Origin of the sequence: Pseudomonas sp. KCJK9058, assembly GCF_046230975.1 — a bacterium.
In the GTDB taxonomy this organism is placed as follows: Bacteria; Pseudomonadota; Gammaproteobacteria; order Pseudomonadales; family Pseudomonadaceae; genus Aquipseudomonas; species Aquipseudomonas alloputida.
Window position 1 is genome coordinate 1 of record NZ_JBJJLR010000046.1, and the last position, 17,375, is coordinate 17,375.

Below are 17,375 nucleotides of genomic sequence, written 5' to 3' on the forward strand. Positions count from 1 at the left end.
AATGCGCAGCGTTAACGGCTAGTCTCGCAAACATCCATACCGCCGTTGTCTTCCAACCAGAACGAGCCGGCCATGACAGATCTGTCCCGTACGCATGGATTCGCGAGTCAGGCCCTTGGCCTGCGGGACGGGCGTTTCTTCCGGCCGCCGCTGCCGGATGGCCATGTGCAGCGCCTGCGTTTGTGCCAGCGGCTGGAAGCCGGTTTGGGCGGTCGGCTGCTGCTGGTCAATGCCCCGGCGGGTTTCGGCAAAAGCTCCCTGGCCATCGAGTTTTGCGAAACACTGCCCGAGCACTGGCGTAGCCTGTGGCTTGGCCTGAGCCAGCGGGACGCCGACCCTGGCCGCTTCCTTGAGCGCTTGCTTGAAGGCCTGCAGCAATACTGCCCGGCACTGGGCGGCCAGGCCATGGGCCTGCTGAAAATGCGCCAGCGCCATCAGCCGTTTGCCTTTGAAGAGTGGCTCGACGGCCTGCTCGATGAGCTGGCGCTGTACCTGCAAGCTGATACACCGCTGCTGCTGGTACTGGACGACTATCACCTGGCCCAAGGGCCGGTGCTTGACCGTTGCCTGCAGTTCTTCCTCAATCATCTGCCACCCGGCCTGGTGTTGCTGGTGACCAGCCGCCAGCGGCCAGACTGGCACCTGGCGCGGCTGCGCCTGTCCCGGCAGTTGGTCGAGCTTAACGAACAGGACCTGCGCCTCACTGCGGATGAGTCGTTGGCAGTGATCGGTCGCCAGCCTACCGGCCTGCGCGGCCAGGCACTGGACAACCTGATCCAGCGCAGCGACGGCTGGGTCGCCGGGCTGCGTTTCTGGCAGCTGGCGGCCAGCGACAGCGCCGACGAGCAAGCCTTGCCCCAGGCGCTGCATGGTGGCGAGGGACTGATCCGCGACTACCTGCTTGAAGAAGTCATCGATAGGCTACCTGCAGACGTGCAGGCTTTCTTGTACGAAACCGCCTGCCAGGAGCGTTTCTGCGCTCCGCTTTGCGATGCGATGCGTGGCCGCCACGACAGTGCCGCCGTCCTGAGCTTCCTGCAGGCGCATCAGGTGTTCCTTGTGCCGCTGGACGAGCATGGGCACTGGTTCCGCTATCACCATTTGTTCTCCGACCTGCTGCGTAGCCGACAGGCGAGCGAATCGCAGGTCGCTCTGCATTTGCGGGCCTGCCGCTGGTTTGAAGCTCAGGACCTGCTGGACGAGGCGGTGGAGCAGGCTTTGCGTGCCGGCCACCTCGATGTTGCCGCCGACCTGGTGCAAAGTCTGTCCGAGGAGCAACTGCTGGCCGAGCAGAACGTCGGCATGTTGCTGCGTTGGAAGATGGACCTGCCCGACAGTCTGTTGATCAGCACGCCGCGGCTGATCGTGCTGTACAGCTGGGCGTTGGGCCTGGCTTGCCAGCTGGATGCTGCCGAGGAACTGGCCGGTTACCTCAGTCGCTTTCTGCCCGCGCCTTCGGCGACCGCGCAAAAGTCGATGCTGGCGCAATGGCTGGCGCTCAGTGGGGTCATTGCCCGTGGCCGTGGCGACCGCGAGCGCACCCTGGCCTATTGCGGCGAAGCGCTGCAGAGCCTGCCGAGCAAGCGCTACGGCCAACGCCTGGTGTGTTTGTCGACGCTGTCCAACCTGGCCATTGCCGATGGCGACTTCTGGCGGGCCCGAGGCTGGAACCGCGAGGCCCTGGAGCTGGCCCAGCGGGTCGGTAACCCCTTGTTCGAGGCGCTGGCGCATTACGACCGGGCGCGGGTGCTGCATGCCCGTGGCGAGGTGCTGCGCGCGCTGGACGAAGTGCGCCAGGGGCTGCAACGTCTGCAAGGGCTTTCGGCGCAGCGGCTGTATGCCGTGCGTGCGCGGTTGACGCTTTACGAAGGTTACCTGCTGGTCTCGCGTCTGCAGCCGGCTCAGGGCCGCGCACGTTTGCGCGCAGGGCTGGGTGAGGCGCGAGCGTGCCGGGACATCAGTGTGCTCATCGGCCATTGCGTGATTGCCACGCTCGATGGCCGGGAAGGTCACTTTGCCGAGGCCTTTGCCGAACTGGCCGAGGCCGAGCGCTTGATGCACATCTGGGATGTGCCCCCGGTCTACTACCTGGCCATGATTACCCTGGTCAAATGCGAACTGTGGCTGGCCCAGGGGCGTACCGACCTGGCGGAGTCCTGGCTGCAGCGCCTTGGCCAGACCTATGCCGGCGAGCAGCCGGCGGCGGCACCGGAATTCCATCCGCTGCTGCCGTTGCACATTGCGTTGCAGCAGGCATTGCTTGATCGCATCCAGTTGCGTAGCGACGATGCCGTGCAACGCCTGGCATGCCTGGTAAAGCGCGGCCAGGCCAGTGGCGGCATGATGCTCGCCGTCAGCGCCCTGTGCCAATGGCTCTCCCTGCTGTTGGACGAAGGCAAGGAAGGGCAGGCCGCGCAGTTGCTGCCAAGTTTGCTGGAAGCGGCGCATGGCGGTGTGATGCAGCCGATGCAGCCACTGCTGGAAAAACACCCGCAATGGCTTCATGAACAACTGCAGGCAGGTGCCGCTTGCCCGGTTCAGGCGGAACTGCTCAAGCACCTGCCGCCAGTGCCAATTGCCAGTACGGGCAACGGCGAAGCGCTGAGTGGCCGCGAAATGGCTGTGCTCGAACTGATTGCCCAAGGCTGTTCCAATCAGCAGATCAGCGAGCAGCTGTTCATTTCCCTGCACACGGTGAAGACCCACGCCAGCCACATCAACAGCAAGTTGGGCGTGGAGCGGCGCACCCAGGCGGTGGCCAAGGCCAAATCCCTGGGGTTGCTGGCGTGATACTGGCCCTGCAGGTCATTGCTCGTTAAAGTGATGGCCTGACGCCATGGTTTTTGGCCGACAATGCTCTACCCTCATCTTTCCCGACCAGCTGCCGATACAGCGATCGGTGGCATCGCCTCGCGCGATTTTTCAATCATTCCAAGGCAGGTCGTGTTGATGCTGCAGTACGGGCAAAAGAGCTTTCTGATCGTCGACGACTTTACCGACTTTCGTACGTCGACCCGTTCCATGTTGCGCGAGTTGGGCGTGCGCGACGTGGACACCGCTGACAGCGGCGAGCAGGCGCTGCGCATGTGCGCGCAGAAGCGCTATGACTTCATCCTGCAGGACTTCCATCTGGGTGACGGCAAGAAGAACGGGCAGCAGGTGCTTGAAGACCTGATCATCGACAAGCACATCAGCCATGAGTGCGTGTTCATCATGGTCACTGCCGAGAGCAGTCAGGCGATTGTTCTCAGCGCCATCGAGCACGAGCCCGATGCCTACCTGACCAAACCGTTCAACCGGGTTGGCCTGGCCCAGCGCGTCGAGAAACTGTTCCAGCGCAAGACGTTGCTGAAGCCGATCCTGCAGGCGCTGGACCGCAACCGTCCGGCCGAAGTACTGGCGGCCTGCGCCGAGCTGTGCAAGAAGGATCCGCGCCTGGCACCCTTGTGCTTGCGCTACCGGGCCGATGCCCTGCGCAACCTCAACCGTTTCGAGGAACTGGAAAAATTCCTCAAGGCCATCCTGGCCAGCCGTCCGCAGCCTTGGGTATATGCCGCATTGGGCGCACTGATGCACAAGCGGGGTCAGAATGCCCAGGCCCAGGGGGTATACGAGCAGGCGCTCAAGGCGTTCCCGATCATGCCAGGCCTTTACGATGGCATGGCCGAGGTGCTGGTGGCTCAGGGGGATACCCGGCGCGCGCAGAACTTGCTTGAAGAAGCCGTGCGCCTATCGCCTTTGTCGGTGCGTCGGCAGTCGACGCTGGGCAAGCTGGCGCTGGAGAACGAAGACTTCGAGAGCGCATCGAAGGCGTTCCGTCATGCGGTGAACCAGGGGCAGAGTTCGCGCTACAAGGATGCCGAAAACAACCTTGGCCTGGTGCAGGCGTTGATGAGCAAGAATGCAGGCTTCGGCCTGGACGCCCGTACCCGGGTCGAGATCAACACCACGCTCAGCGAAGTGGCCAAGGAAAACCCCGAGGACCAAGGCCTGCAGGTGCGTGCGCGGATGATGAAGGCTGCCAGCCTGCAGCAGGCCGGCGACCCGGAAACGGCCGGCAAGCTGACAGAACAGGCGATTCAGCGCCTGGACAAGATGAACCAGTTCTTCTCGGTCGATTCGGCCCTGACTGTCGCTGCGCAATTGCAGGCGATGGGGCAGGAAGCCGCCGCCATCGGCGTGCTGAAGAACTGCGTGGAAAGTTATGGCGATGACCCCAAGGTCATGGAGAAAGTGGGCAAGCTGACGGATGACCCCAGCGTGCTCAACGCCATTACCGAAGCGGTCACCCTCAATCGGCAGGGTGTGCGCAGTTACCAGGGAGGGCAGCTTGGCGAGGCGTTGCAACTGTTCCGAAAGGCATTGGGTTTACAGCCGAAGAACATCAGCATCGCCCTCAATACCGCCCAGGCGCTGCTGCGCATCGGCGGTGACAACCCTCAGCCTGCGATCATGCAGGAGTGCCGCGACGCCTTGACCAGCGTGGCCGGTATCCCTGCCAGCGACAATCGCTATGACCGTTACCGCAAACTGCACATCCGAGTGTTCGGCGCATGAATCAAGACAATCAGGGGCTGGATTTTTCCACGGTGATCGCCTCCACCGTGCACGACCTCAAAAGTTCGTTGTCGGCGCTGATCCAGTCCCACAGCCAGTGGGTGGAGCGCTTGCCGGAGGAACTGCGCGGCGGTGCCGAACAGGGGATCATGGAGCATGAATTTCGTCACCTCAACGGCATGCTGGTGCAGTTGCTGGGCTTGTACAAACTGGGTGTGAACCAGTTGCCGGTATGCCCGGACTACCATGAGCTGGATGATTTCATCGAAGCCCAGCTGGCGGCGCACGAGGAAGTACTCAAGCACAACGACATTCTCGCCACTTGGCGCATCGACACCGACAACCCACTGGGTTTCTTCGACCGCGAACTGGTGGCCTCGGTAATCGCCAACGTCATCACCAACGCCACCCGCTTTGCCGGGCACGCCTTGCTGATCACCATCGAAGAGGCCGACAACCAGTTGGCCATTTGCGTCAACGATGACGGCCCGGGTTATCCAAAGCACATGCTCGAGCGCCAGGAGGATTACATCCAGGGCATCGACTCGACCAGCGGCAGTACCGGCCTTGGGTTGTATTTTGCGGCGCGGATCGCCGCGTTGCATGAAAGCGGCGGGGTGCGCGGGCGGATCGAGATCTCCAACGGCGGGGCGCTTGGGGGCGGGTTGTTCAGGTTGTTTTTGCCTTGAGGTATTGGGTGCCTGGGCGATCGAGCGCCGCCCGCGCGGCGCATCGCGAGCAAGCTCGCTCCTACATTTGTTTCGGGCCAGTTATTCCTGAGGCGGAGGTGCGCGCCACCTTGGTGCCCACCTCGATATTGCGTGGAACAAACAAGGCGGTCGCGCGCGAGGGTGCAGGCAATACTGGCCCGAAACAAATGTAGGAGCGAGCTTGCTCGCGATGCGCCGCGCGGGCGGCGCTCGAGCTCACAGGCGCCACTTCGCTCGAGACATGAACCTCGTGCACCCACCCCATTTTCCTGTCAGGCTCCCAGCAGAACCCAGCTTCACCTGCGAGAACACCATGACCCAAGCCCCGCCTGCTCTCATCCGCGAAACCTTCCCTGTCGGCCCCTTGCAGTGCAACTGCACGCTGATCGGCGACCCCCTGACCAAGAAAGCCATGGTCGTCGACCCGGGTGGTGATGTGGACAAGATCCTTGCCCGCCTGCAGGTCCACGGCCTGACGCTGGTGAGCATCATCCACACCCATGCGCACTTCGACCACTTCCTCGCGTCAGGCAAGCTCAAGGAGCTGACGGGTGCCACGCTGCACCTGCACAAGGACGACCAGATGCTGTGGGACAACCTTGAGATGCAGTGCCAGATGTTCGGCGTACCTTACACCCCGGTACCGGCACCGGACCGCTGGCTGGGCGATGACGAAGAACTGGCCTGCGGCTGCGGTGTGGCGTTGCACACGCCAGGCCATACCCCGGGCTCGATGAGCTTTTGGTTCGCCGACGCCAAGTTGTTGATTGCCGGTGACACCCTGTTCCGCCGGGGGATTGGCCGCACCGATTTGTGGGGTGGCGACCAGCGGGCAATCGTGCGTTCCATCAAGGAGCGGCTGTACCGGCTGGACGAAGAGGCCATCGTGGTGACCGGCCACGGGCCCGACACCCGTTTGGGCGACGAGATGCGGGAAAACCCATTCGTGCGTGCCTGATGGCACATGAAGGCACTTTCATGGAATTTTTCGTTGCCGATGCGTTCCAAGGCTGGCATAGAACCCTTTGGGATCTGCCGCATTTATGAATTTCAGTAGGAGCTTGTCCATGTTCACCATGCGTCGTCTGATTATCGTCGCAACCGCCGCTGCACTGATGACCGGCTGTGCCGGCCAGAACCCCTACGACAACCAGGGTCAGGCGCAGGGCTCCACAGGGATGAGCAAGACCGCCAAGTACGGCGGCCTGGGGGCGCTTGCCGGTGCCATCGCCGGCGCTGCCATCGACCACAACAACCGTGGCAAGGGTGCACTGATCGGTGCTGCCGCTGTGGGTGCCGCTGCAGCCGGTTATGGCTATTACGCCGACAAGCAGGAAGCCGAGCTGCGCGCGCAAATGGCCAACACAGGTGTGGAAGTGCAGCGTCAGGGTGACCAGATCAAGCTGATCATGCCGGGCAACATCACCTTCGCCACCGACTCGGCCAACATCGCCCCAAGCTTCTACTCGCCGCTGAACAACCTGGCTGGCTCGTTCAAGCAATTCAACCAGAACACCATCGAAGTGGTTGGCTTCACCGACAGCACGGGCAGCCGCCAGCACAACATGGACCTGTCCCAGCGCCGTGCGCAGGCGGTCAGTACCTACCTGACTTCGCAGGGTGTGGATGCCTCGCGTATCTCTGTCCGTGGCATGGGCCCGGACCAGCCGATCGCCAGCAATGCTGACGCCAATGGTCGTGCGCAGAACCGCCGTGTGGAAGTGAACCTGAAGCCGATTCCGGGTCAGCAGTATGAGCAGCAAGGTCAGGTTCAGCAGTATCCCTGATTGACCTTCAGGGCTGCTTTGCGGCTCTGTGGGAACGGGCAATCCCGCTCCCACAAAGCTTGCAAAGAAGCCTCTGCTTTTAGCGCGCCACGCTGGCCTGAATCGCCGTCAGGGCAATGGTATGCACGATATCGTCAACCTGCGCCCCACGCGGCAAGTCGTTCACCGGTTTGCGCAAACCCTGCAGCATCGGCCCCAGGCTGACCCCATCGGCACTGCGCTGCACCGCCTTGTGCGTGGTATTGCCGGTATTCAGGTCGGGGAACACGAACACCGTGGCGCGCCCGGCCACCGGGCTCGCCGGCGCCAGCTCTCGGGCGATCGCCGGGTTGGCCGCTGCGTCATACTGCAACGGCCCATCGATCAGTAGCTCCTGCGCCGCGTCCTGTGCCAGGCGTGTCGCTTCGCGCACTTTCTCGACTTCTTCATCGCTGGCCGAATCGCTCGAGTAACTGATCATCGCCACCCGTGGCGCGATGCCGAAGGCCTGCGCCGATTCGGCACTCTGCTGGGCAATCTCCGCCAGCTCGGCAGCGCTTGGGTGCGGGTTCATCACGCAGTCGCCGTACACCAGTACCTGCTCGGGGAACAGCATGAAGAACACCGACGAGACCAGGCTCGAGCCGGGTGCGGTCTTGATCAGCTGCAGGGCCGGGCGGATGGTGTTGGCCGTGGAGTGCACCAGGCCCGAGACCAGGCCATCTACTTCGTCCAGGGCCAGCATCATGGTGCCGATCACCACCGGGTCTTCCAGCTGCTGCTCGGCCATCGGTGCGTTTAGGTTCTTGCTTTTGCGCAGCTCGACCATGGGTTCCACGTAGCGCCCGCGAATCAGTTCGGGGTCGAGAATCTCCAGCCCTGGCGGCAACGTGATGCCCTGGGCGCGGGCCACGGCGTCAACATCTTCGGGTTTGGCCAGCAGCACACAGCGGGCGATGCCGCGGGCCTGGCAGATGGCTGCGGCCTGCACCAACAGTGGCTCGGCGCCTTCTGGCAGGACGATGCGCTTGTTGGCCTGCTGCGCACGTTGGATCAGCTGGTAGCGGAACACTGCCGGTGACAGGCGCAGTTCGCGCGGCGTGCCGCAGCGCTGGTGCAGCCAGGCCGCGTCGAGGTGGCTGGCGACGAAGTCGGTGATGAACTCGGCACGCTCGCGGTCGTCCACCGGGATTTCGCGGTTCAGCGAGTTGAGCTGGTTGGCGGTGTCGTACGAGCCGGTGCTGACCGAAAGGATCGGCAGGCCGGCCTGCAGTGCACCGCGGCACAGGCCAAGGATACGCACGTCAGGCTTGCTGTCGCTGGTCAGCAGCAAGCCGGCCAGGGGCACGCCATTGATCGCTGCCAGGCTGACAGCGAGGATGATGTCGTCGCGGTCGCCGGGGGTTACCACCAGGGTACCCGAGGTCAGTAGCGGGACCGTGTTGGCCACCGTGCGTGCACAGATGATGATCTTGCTCATGCGCCGCTGCTCGTAATCGCCGGCATTGAGCACCTGGGCGCCGAGCAGCTCGGCCACATCGCGTGTCCGCGGTGCGTTCAGCTCGGGCTGGTAGGGGATGCAGCCAAGCAGGCGGAAGTCATTGCCACGCAGCAATGGCGAGTGCTCGCGCAGGCGGGTGGCGAAGTCCGCCATGCTCTCGTCGGTACGCACCTTGTTGAGGATCACCCCGAGCACTTTCGGGTCGCGTGGGCCGCCAAACAGTTGGGCCTGCAGTTCGACCCGCCCAGACAGCTCGCTGAGCACTTCGTTTTCCGGGGCCGATACCAGGATTACCTCGGCATCCAGGCTCTTGGCCAGGTGCAGGTTGACCCGTGCTGCGTAGCTGGCGTGGCGTGTGGGCACCATTCCCTCGACCACAACCACGTCATTGCCGATGCAGGCTTGCTGGTAGAGGCGGATGATTTCTTCAAGCAGCTCGTCCAGCTGGCCATCGCCGAGCATGCGCTCGACGTGGGCCAGGCTCAGTGGGACCGGTGGCTTGATACCGTGGGTGCGGGCGACCAGTTCGGTGGAGCGCTCGGGGCCGGTGTCACCCGGGTGGGGCTGGGCGATAGGCTTGAAGAAGCCGACCTTCAGGCCGGCACGCTCCAAGGTGCGCACCAGGCCCAGGCTGATCGAAGTCAGGCCGACACCAAAGTCGGTCGGCGCAATGAAAAATGTCTGCATGCGTGCTTCTCGAAATAAGCGGTGCAAGAAATTAACGGTCAAGGGTAGCGCTATCGGCCCCTTGTGCGCACCAGCCGCAAGCGAAAGGCTGGCCGATGTGCTGCGCACGTTGTGCCGGGTCGAGCACCCAAGGGCGTGCCTGCCACGGCGGCTGGTGGCGCAGGTGCTGGGTATGGCCGCACGAAAGTTCCACCACCCAGTGGCCTTCTTCGTCCTGATGAAAGCCGTTGATCCGACTGATGGGCCGTTGCTCGTCTGCACCACGTTCGCAATCGGACGATGGCAAGGTTACACTTGTCCGCTCTACATTCTTTTGCAAAAGGTCTTGCCCCATGCTGATCGCCGCCAACAAGGCTGTCTCCATCGACTATACCCTGACCAACGACGCCGGGGAGACCATCGACAGCTCCGCCGGTGGCGCGCCGCTGGTTTACCTGCACGGTGCCGGCAACATCATCCCGGGCCTGGAAAAAGCCCTGGAAGGCAAGCAGGCTGGTGACGAGCTGAACGTTTCCATTGAACCTGAAGAGGCCTACGGCGAGTACCTGGCCGAACTGGTCAGCACCCTGAACCGTAGCCTGTTCGAAGGTGTCGACGAGCTGGAAGTGGGCATGCAGTTCCACGCTTCGGCGCCGGACGGCCAGATGCAGATCGTCACCATCCGCGACATCGACGGCGACGACGTCACCGTTGATGGCAACCACCCACTGGCCGGTCAGCGCCTGACCTTCCAGGTCAAGGTTGTGAACGTGCGTGACGCCAGCGACGAAGAAATCGCTCACCGTCACATCCACGGTGAAGGTGGCCATCACCACTGATTTTCTGCGCTAAGCTCAGAAAGTCGCCAGGCGCTCGGGCAAGCCGATTTGCCTTCCTACGGGAGGTGAACGGTTTGGACGAGCGCCTTTTTAGTGGGCGAAATTCGCCTGCACGGCAACCGGGAACCTGAGAGGGGATTTCATCATGAGTGCATTTCACGACCTGAAACTGGAAGCGCTGAACGGCGGAGAGCTGCCCCTCGCACCCTTCAAGGGCCAAGTGGTGCTGGTGGTCAACGTTGCCTCCAAATGTGGCCTGACGCCGCAATACAAGGCCCTGGAAAACCTCTACCAGATCTACAAGGACAAGGGCTTCAATGTGCTTGGCCTGCCGTGCAACCAGTTTGCCGGGCAGGAGCCGGGTAGCGAAAAGGAAATCCAGGACTTCTGCAGCCTCAACTACGGGGTCAGCTTCCCGCTGGGGGGCAAGCTGGAGGTCAACGGGCCGCAGCGCCATTCGTTGTACCGCCTGCTGGCAGGCGAGGGGGCCGAGTTCCCCGGTGACATTACCTGGAATTTCGAGAAGTTTCTGGTAGGCAAGGATGGCCGGGTGCTGGCGCGTTTCTCACCCCGCACGGCGCCGGATGACCCAGCAGTGGTGCAGGCCATTGAAAAAGCACTGGTCTGAATAGTGTCGGGCGCGATCATTGTGGCACCTGCGAAGCCAAGCGCCGCCTGCGCGGCGCTCGCTTTCACAGGCGCTGCACATACTGCGTCGAACGCCCAGCCGCAGCACTGACATTGCGACAAGCGCTATCCAGATACCCCTCGAACTGCTCGACAATCGCCGGCCAACCTTGGCGGCTGGCATGCTGTCGCGCATTCAGGCGCACCCTGCGCAACGTCTCCACTTCTTCCAGCAACCAGCACGCTGCATCGACAAACGCCGCCTGGTCCCCCGGCATGGCCAGCGCGCCACTGTGGCCATGGCGAATATGCTGCGCTGCGGCCGCCTCGTCATAAGCAACCACCGCCAACCCTGAGGCCATGGCTTCGAGCACCACATTGCCGAAGGTTTCGGTCAGGCTCGGGAACAGGAACAGGTCGCCGCTGGCATAGTGCTCGGCCAGTCGTTCACCGCGCTGGGCGCCGCAAAACACGGCGTCCGGTATCTCTTGTTCAAGCCTGGCGCGCTGAGGCCCGTCGCCGACCATGATCAGGCGCAGGCGCTTCTGTGGATAGGTCGTGCGTAATGCCTCAAAGCAAGGCCTTAGGAGGCCTAGGTTCTTTTCCGCCGCCAGTCGCCCGACATGCAGTACGGCGATATCCTCCGGGCCTAGCCCCCAGCTTTCGCGCAGGGCCTGGCTGCGCCGGGCTGGATTGAACAGGCAGGCATCGACCCCTCGGGCCAGCAGCTCCAGGCGTTCGAAGCCGCGACGCTCCAGCTCCAGGCGCTGGCTGGCACTTGGCACCAAGGTGATTGCCGTGCGCCGATGGAACCAGCGCAAGTAGTGAGTGAGCAGGCGCGCCAGCAGGCCAAGGCCGTACTGGCCGGAATACTGCGGGAAGTTGGTGTGAAAGCCACTGACCACTGCCACCCCCAGGCGTCGGGCCGCGCGTAGGGCGCTGAGCCCCAGCGGCCCCTCGGTGGCGATGTACAGTACATCCGGGCGCTGCCGGCGCCAGCGGCGCAACAGCTTGTGCATCGACACCTCGCCCCACTGCAAACCCGGGTAGCCAGGCAGCGCCCAGCCACGGCACAGCATCAGGTGCGGGTCGTTGTACGCGTGCCCTTCGCCTGCCTGGCGTGGGCGCACCACCTCGACCTCATGGCCGCGTTGGCGCAACCCTTCACTGAGGCGGCCAAGGGTGTTGGCCACGCCATTGATCTCGGGTGGGAAGGTTTCGCTGACCAGGGTAATGCGTAGGGCGGGTGTATTCATGACAAAAAGTTTCCGCCTGCCGGGTTGCGCTAATGTGACCGCCTTGTGACGTAAAGATGACGCCTGACCGCTGGCACGTTTGCCTTCATGAATATTTCCTCGCACAGCACTCAAGAAGGTGTAGCCGGCAGCCGATGAAGATGCATTCGACTACGTGATGCGCTCCAGGAGAGCGGTGATGTTCAACAACAAGCTCAAGCAAGAAATCCGGCAACTGCGCGAAGACCTGATGTCCATCGAACAGGTCAAGAGTAGTCTCGACAGCGAGATGCTGGTGCTGCAGCTCGATCCTCAGGGACGGATCGAGATGGTCAACGGCAACTTCGAGAGCGAGATGCTCTACCGTGCTGAACAATTGCTTGGACGCAATATCGAGGACATCGTCCCTGCCCACGTAAAGTCGCTGGACTTCTACCAGCGCATGAAAAGCGCGATCAGCCGTGGCGAACACCTGAACGGTGCGTTCCGTCTTCTGCGTGGCGATGGCCAGGAAGCCTGGCTGCGCTCGATCCTGCAGCCGGTGAAGAACAGCGAGGGGCGCATCAAGTACTTCACCCTGCATTCCAGCGACCTGACCCGAACCATTGAGACCTCACGCGAGCACGAAAGCCTGATCAAGGCGTTGATGCGCTCTACTGCGGTGATCGAGTTCGACCTCGACGGCATCATTCTCACTGCCAACGATCGTTTCCTGGCCACCGTCGGCTATCGCCTGGAGCAGATTCGCGGTAAGCACCACCGCATGTTCTGCGAACCGCAGGAGGCCAACTCGGCCGGCTACCAAGCGTTCTGGGACCGGCTGCGCCGTGGCGAATATGTTGCCGAGCGCTTCAAGCGCATCGATGCCCATGGCCGGGTGATCTGGCTGGAGGCCTCGTACAACCCGATCTTCGATGCCCACGATGTGCTGTACAAGGTGGTCAAGTTCGCCACCGTGATCACCGATCAGGTCAACCAGGAGCTGGCAGTGGCCGAGGCGGCAGATGTCGCCTACAACACCTCGCTGGGTACCGATGTCAGTGCTCGCAAGGCCACCGAAGTGGTCACCCAGACTGTCACCGTGATGCGTGGACTGGAGGCTTCGATGCAAGAGGCGGCCGACGGGATCCAGGCGCTGGATACCCAGTCGCGGGTGATCGGTTCGATCATCAAGACCATCAGCGACATTGCCGGGCAGACCAACCTGTTGGCCCTTAACGCGGCCATCGAAGCCGCCCGTGCCGGTGAGCAAGGGCGGGGCTTTGCCGTCGTTGCCGACGAAGTGCGCCAACTGGCCTCTCGCACCAGCACTGCCACCGAAGAAATCGCCCGGGTGGTACAGCAGAACGAACAACTGGCGCAGGCGGCAGTGTCGATCATCGACACCAGCAAGCGCCAGGCCGAACAGGGGCTGGCGCTGGCGGATGAGACGGGCAGCGTGATTGTCGAGATCCAGGACGGGGCGAAGCGGGTAGTGGACGTAGTGGGGCAGTTTTCCAGCCGGTTGAGTCTTTGATATGGCTTGGGGTTTGTAATGGCCATGGGATCGAGCTTCGCCTGCGCGGCGCTCGATCCCAAGAACGATAAAAATTTCCAGCCTTACCCACAGCAACAACTGAACAGCTGAACTTCGCCGAGCATGCCGGAAACGAAGTCGCATTTTCCTACAACTGACTCAGAAACCTCCGATCCGAATCCATGATGGGATTTCCCCCTGCACACGTTGTCAGGGAGACACCTCATGTACCTGGATTACCTCGTGCCCTCCTGGCACGAGATCGAGTCACGTGTCATCGCCATGGTGGGCTACCCAAGCGGTGGCCAGTTCCGCACCAGCCTCAATGAAGAGGTCGCCTCACTGGGCCTCAACCTGCGCCGGATCGAAGCTGTCCGCACAGCCTTCTACCACGCCGAATGGCAGGCGGCGCACCTGCTACGCCAGCGCTTCGCCGACCTCGACATCAACAGCATCGTCGACGAACTGCTGAGGGTCGTGCAGCAGATGGCGATGATCGTCGTCGGCAGCACCGTTACCGGTGGCCTGCTTGGCGCAGGGGTAGGCGCATTCGCCGGCGGCGCCGGAACCATTCCGTTCGCTGGCGCAGGCGCGGCCATAGGCCTCAAGGTCAGCGGCTGGATCCTCGGTGCGCTGGGGCTGGCCTCCATCGCCGAGTTCTTCATCGACGGCTTGCCGCGGATCGGCGAGTACTACGTCGATGGCATCCGCTTCGCCTGGGAAGGCACCTGCGGCAATGAAGGCACCGGCCCGTTCTGCCGGGACGACCCGTATGCGATATCCCGGGCCACGCATCAGATTGCCCAAGGCCATGTGGAAGTCGTGGTGCTGTTGTTGGGGGCGATCGTGTCGTACCTCACACGCGGGCGCGGCGATGCCCGGGTGCTGGCCCAGGAAATGGCAGCCAGCCGCAAAGGCGCGCGGCTGGGGCAATGGATGCTCCAGCATGAAGAGGGGTTGAAGAAACGGCCGGATCTGCAGGTGCCGGAGCGGCGCAAGGGGGCGATGGATGATCCGCAGCCCGTTAGCCCGAATCAGCCCAGGAAAGCACCAACAAAGCCCCATCCGGGCGCGATGGCATTGCATAACGTTGAATGTTTCAAAGCTGATAAAGTACCGGAATACAAAATAGGCGAATTCAAACGACAGTTGAATGGCCAGGAAGACGGGCTCAACTGGATGACCGTTGAAAAATTTTTGGAAAAAGTTGAAAACCCAAATCAGCGCAATAAAGGGCTCGCCCAGAGAGCGAGAAAAAAGGAGCAAGAATTTATCAAGGAAAAAATTGAAAAAGAGCTCAGGAAAACCATGGGCCCATTTGAAGCGCAACGGGTTGCAATAGAAAAAGCCAGAAACCGGATGTCAATTACAGCAGCACTGCACAATCCGGATCTCGTCGCCGGAGGTAGAGACGTCATATCGGACTTTGGGGATCGCCAGGTAAACTCAGTGATAGGCGCCCAATGGAAAACCAGGATACCCAACTTAAAGAAAGCGGCCGAAAGGGTACCCCTGGAGTCCAGAGGCTCAATCCGCATGAATGTCAAATTACATAAGTGCTAAGGTGAGAAGGTTGAAATGGATAAAGTATTTGCCAATTTGATTGAGAATTTCGGTCCGCCGATTGACCGCCGGGAAGTACCTGGATCCACAATCGAAAGATACAGAGACAAGCTTCCTCCCAAGCTTTTGGAATATTGGTCCGAGCATGGGTGGGGGGGCTACGGTGAGGGCATATTCTGGCTAGTCAATCCGCAAGAATATGACGCCGTAGTTTCCTGCTGGATTGCAGGCACGGCACTTGCTTCGCACGACAACTATCATTTGGTTGCGAGAAGTGCCTTCGGAGACTTGTATCTTTGGGGAGAGAAAACTGGCTTTTCATTGGAGATAACAAGCGTGGGGTCTCAGTATATATTTTATCGAACTGAATTCACAAAGGAACAACTAAATACTGAGCTTCAAGGCTTTATTTTGTCAAGAGAAGTGGAGGCAATGGATTTCAATGGTCTCTTCAATCCCGCCAAGGAAAAACTGGGTAGACTTAAACATGACGAGATGTACGGCTTTTTCCCCGCGCTCATGCTGGGCGGGGCTGACTCCCTACAACATCTTAAAAAAGTCAGCGCTGTTGAACACTTGATCTTTCTGGCGCAATTGACAGATCTTCAACCTTACTCCTTTTCCGAGCAGCCAGATTAATGCCGCAGTCAACCAGCACCGCCACCGAGGAAATCGCCCGGGTGATGGACGTGGTGGGACAGTTTTCCAGTCGGTTGAGTCTTTGATAAATTGTAATGGCCATGGGATCGAGTTTCGCCTGCGCGGCGCTCGATCTAAAGAACGATAAAAATCTCCAGCCTTACCCACGGTAACAACTGAACAGCTGAACTTCTAAGTTGCAGGAGAGAATTCAGAGAGATCTTATGAGAACTATGAATGCCATTGAAGCTGGAAAGCTCTCGGTGAAGCAGGCAAAGGAAACCCTGTCATCTCTCGCAGCTTTGCATAATCCATGAATGCTAGTCGCTTGAGGGTTTCGCCGTGGATGAGGTTTTTTCCCTGTTTGTAGAGCAAGTTGGTGAGCCGTTTTTTCGACAGGAGGTTCCTCCCTCAAGTCTGGATCGATACAGAGGGATCTTGCCGAACAAATTGTTAGCGTATTGGAGTGAGCACGGTTGGTGCGGGTACGGTGACGGGATATTTTGGACTGTCAATCCCCAGGAATATGAAGGGGTAACTGCCTCGCTTATCGAAGGCACAATATTGGAGAAGCGGGATAGATACCACCTGATCGCTCGCGGCGCGTTTGGTGACCTGTATCTCTTTGGAGAGCAAACGGGTTTCTCAGTAAAGATTTTGGCTCATATTTCACGATACAGGGGCAGTGAATATGAGTTGACGGCGGTGGATATGGACAGGGAAGTGCAAGGTTTCTTCCTTGGCAAAGAGAAGGCGTCTGTTGACTTTGATGGTATGTTCGAGCCCGCAAAGAAGAAATTGGGCATGCTAAAGCATGATGAAATGTATGGGTTCGTTCCAGCCTTGGCGTTCGGCGGGTCAAGCGACCTTGCTAACCTCGAGAAGGTTAAGGCAGTGGAACATCTAATACTGCTTTCTCAGATTGCCACCCTCGAACCCTACAGTTTCTCCGACTTCTAAAAAGCAATCCGCAAAAAGGGGCTGCCCTGCAGCCCCTCGCTCCTTCAGCTCCGCTCCCGCACCCAGAACAACGTAGCCCCGGCCACTGCCGCCGGCATCATCAGCACGTTCACGCCTGGAATCATCAGCGCCAGGTAGGTGATGCCGCCAAAGCCCAGGCTCTGCCAGCGCTTCTGCCGCAGCCAGGCCAGCATGTCCTGCCAGCTCATCTTGTTGTTGTCCGCCGGGTAGTCGATGTACTGGATGGCCATCATCCACACGCCAAAGATCAGCCACAGCGGCGCAGCCACCACGTTGACCACCGGGATCAGCGACAGGATGAACAGGCCGATGGCGCGTGGCAGGAAGTAGCCCAGCTTGCGCATTTCGCGGCTGAAGGTGCGCGGTACCATGGCTGCCAGCTCGCCCCAGCTGAAGGCTGGGAAGGTGTCTTCGCCACGCACTACCACCTCGACCTTTTCCGCCAGAAAACCGTTGAACGGCGCGGCAATGATGTTGGCCACCAAGGTGAAGGTGAAGAACACCATCAGCACGAGCAAGGCAACGAACAGCGGCCAGAGGATGTAGCTGAGGAAGCTCAGCCAGTCAGGCAGCGTGGGCATCAGGGCATCGAGCCACAGGCCGAACTGGTGGCCGGCGAAGTAGATCAGGCCACCGAACAGCAACAGGTTGACCGCCAGAGGCAGCAGCACGAACAACCGCAGGTTGGGGCTCAGCACCAGTTTCAGGCCTTCGCGCAGGTATTGGGGGCCAGAGAGGACAGGGGCTTGCATCTAGAGACTCCGCAGAGAAGGAA

The 17,375-nt window shown here is 60.9% G+C and carries 14 protein-coding genes and 2 pseudogenes; 12 read left to right on the top strand and 4 right to left on the bottom strand.

What is annotated here, in order from left to right:
• The first annotated feature begins 72 nt into the window (after nt 1–72).
• From ACK59Z_RS20795 to ACK59Z_RS20815, 5 genes are all read left to right on the top strand, one after another.
• Nucleotides 73–2,790: a LuxR C-terminal-related transcriptional regulator gene (locus tag ACK59Z_RS20795; protein WP_108191827.1), complete on the top strand. Its 2,718-nt coding sequence runs from the start codon at nt 73–75 to the stop codon at nt 2,788–2,790.
• A 159-nt stretch (nt 2,791–2,949) separates the two neighbouring features.
• Entirely contained in the window at nt 2,950–4,557 is a 1,608-nt protein-coding gene (locus ACK59Z_RS20800) for a tetratricopeptide repeat-containing response regulator (RefSeq protein ID WP_003247330.1), read from the top strand.
• Nucleotides 4,554–5,246 (top strand): sensor histidine kinase KdpD, encoded by a 693-nt coding sequence (locus ACK59Z_RS20805; protein WP_010952009.1) that lies wholly within the window; start codon nt 4,554–4,556, stop codon nt 5,244–5,246. Before ACK59Z_RS20800 ends, ACK59Z_RS20805 begins: the two co-directional genes overlap by 4 nt.
• 334 nt (nt 5,247–5,580) lie before the next feature.
• Complete coding sequence (locus ACK59Z_RS20810; protein WP_004575872.1) at nt 5,581–6,225, top strand: MBL fold metallo-hydrolase; 645 nt, start codon at nt 5,581–5,583, stop codon at nt 6,223–6,225.
• Between the two features lie 109 nt (nt 6,226–6,334).
• A complete protein-coding gene (locus ACK59Z_RS20815; RefSeq protein ID WP_003247328.1) occupies nt 6,335–7,054 on the top strand; it encodes an OmpA family protein in 720 nt (239 codons plus the stop codon).
• A 79-nt stretch (nt 7,055–7,133) separates the two neighbouring features.
• Here the strand turns inward: ACK59Z_RS20815 and pta are convergent, their stop codons facing one another.
• Nucleotides 7,134–9,221, bottom strand: a complete 2,088-nt coding sequence (pta, locus tag ACK59Z_RS20820; protein ID WP_070096897.1) for a phosphate acetyltransferase — start codon at nt 9,219–9,221, stop codon at nt 7,134–7,136.
• 31 nt (nt 9,222–9,252) lie between these two features.
• Nucleotides 9,253–9,555 (bottom strand): DUF3565 domain-containing protein, encoded by a 303-nt coding sequence (locus ACK59Z_RS20825; protein ID WP_014755346.1) that lies wholly within the window; start codon nt 9,553–9,555, stop codon nt 9,253–9,255.
• On the opposite strand from ACK59Z_RS20825, the gene ACK59Z_RS20830 reads away from it, so the two are divergent.
• Together ACK59Z_RS20830 and ACK59Z_RS20835 are read left to right on the top strand one after the other, a co-directional pair.
• The gene (locus ACK59Z_RS20830) at nt 9,554–10,039 is read left to right on the top strand and encodes a peptidylprolyl isomerase (RefSeq protein WP_003247325.1); all 486 of its coding nucleotides are present in this window, start codon (nt 9,554–9,556) and stop codon (nt 10,037–10,039) included. The two genes, ACK59Z_RS20825 and ACK59Z_RS20830, sit on opposite strands and share 2 nt — an antisense overlap.
• 145 nt (nt 10,040–10,184) lie before the next feature.
• Nucleotides 10,185–10,667 carry a glutathione peroxidase gene (locus ACK59Z_RS20835; protein ID WP_003247324.1) on the top strand — a complete coding sequence of 161 codons (483 nt, stop codon included), beginning with the start codon at nt 10,185–10,187 and terminating at the stop codon, nt 10,665–10,667.
• Between the two features lie 64 nt (nt 10,668–10,731).
• On the opposite strand, the gene ACK59Z_RS20840 is transcribed toward ACK59Z_RS20835, so the two are convergent.
• The gene (locus ACK59Z_RS20840) at nt 10,732–11,922 is read right to left on the bottom strand and encodes a glycosyltransferase family 1 protein (protein WP_070096896.1); all 1,191 of its coding nucleotides are present in this window, start codon (nt 11,920–11,922) and stop codon (nt 10,732–10,734) included.
• 307 nt (nt 11,923–12,229) lie between these two features.
• Here ACK59Z_RS20840 and ACK59Z_RS20845 point away from each other — a divergent pair.
• The 5 genes and pseudogenes from ACK59Z_RS20845 to ACK59Z_RS20865 all read left to right on the top strand — a co-directional run.
• Nucleotides 12,230–12,823, top strand: a pseudogene (locus tag ACK59Z_RS20845) (PAS domain-containing protein); the annotation flags it as partial.
• A 180-nt stretch (nt 12,824–13,003) separates the two neighbouring features.
• Nucleotides 13,004–13,417, top strand: a pseudogene (locus ACK59Z_RS20850) (methyl-accepting chemotaxis protein); the annotation flags it as partial.
• A gap of 225 nt (nt 13,418–13,642) precedes the next feature.
• Entirely contained in the window at nt 13,643–14,980 is a 1,338-nt protein-coding gene (locus tag ACK59Z_RS20855; RefSeq protein ID WP_108191825.1) for a DUF6861 domain-containing protein, read from the top strand.
• A 15-nt stretch (nt 14,981–14,995) separates the two neighbouring features.
• On the top strand, nt 14,996–15,619 hold the full coding sequence (locus ACK59Z_RS20860; RefSeq protein WP_108191824.1) for a GAD-like domain-containing protein: 624 nt from the start codon (nt 14,996–14,998) through the stop codon (nt 15,617–15,619).
• A gap of 342 nt (nt 15,620–15,961) precedes the next feature.
• Nucleotides 15,962–16,579 carry a GAD-like domain-containing protein gene (locus tag ACK59Z_RS20865; protein ID WP_108191823.1) on the top strand — a complete coding sequence of 206 codons (618 nt, stop codon included), beginning with the start codon at nt 15,962–15,964 and terminating at the stop codon, nt 16,577–16,579.
• Between the two features lie 44 nt (nt 16,580–16,623).
• On the opposite strand, the gene cysZ is transcribed toward ACK59Z_RS20865, so the two are convergent.
• Nucleotides 16,624–17,352: a sulfate transporter CysZ gene (gene cysZ, locus ACK59Z_RS20870; protein WP_004575866.1), complete on the bottom strand. Its 729-nt coding sequence runs from the start codon at nt 17,350–17,352 to the stop codon at nt 16,624–16,626.
• Nucleotides 17,353–17,375 lie beyond the last annotated feature (23 nt).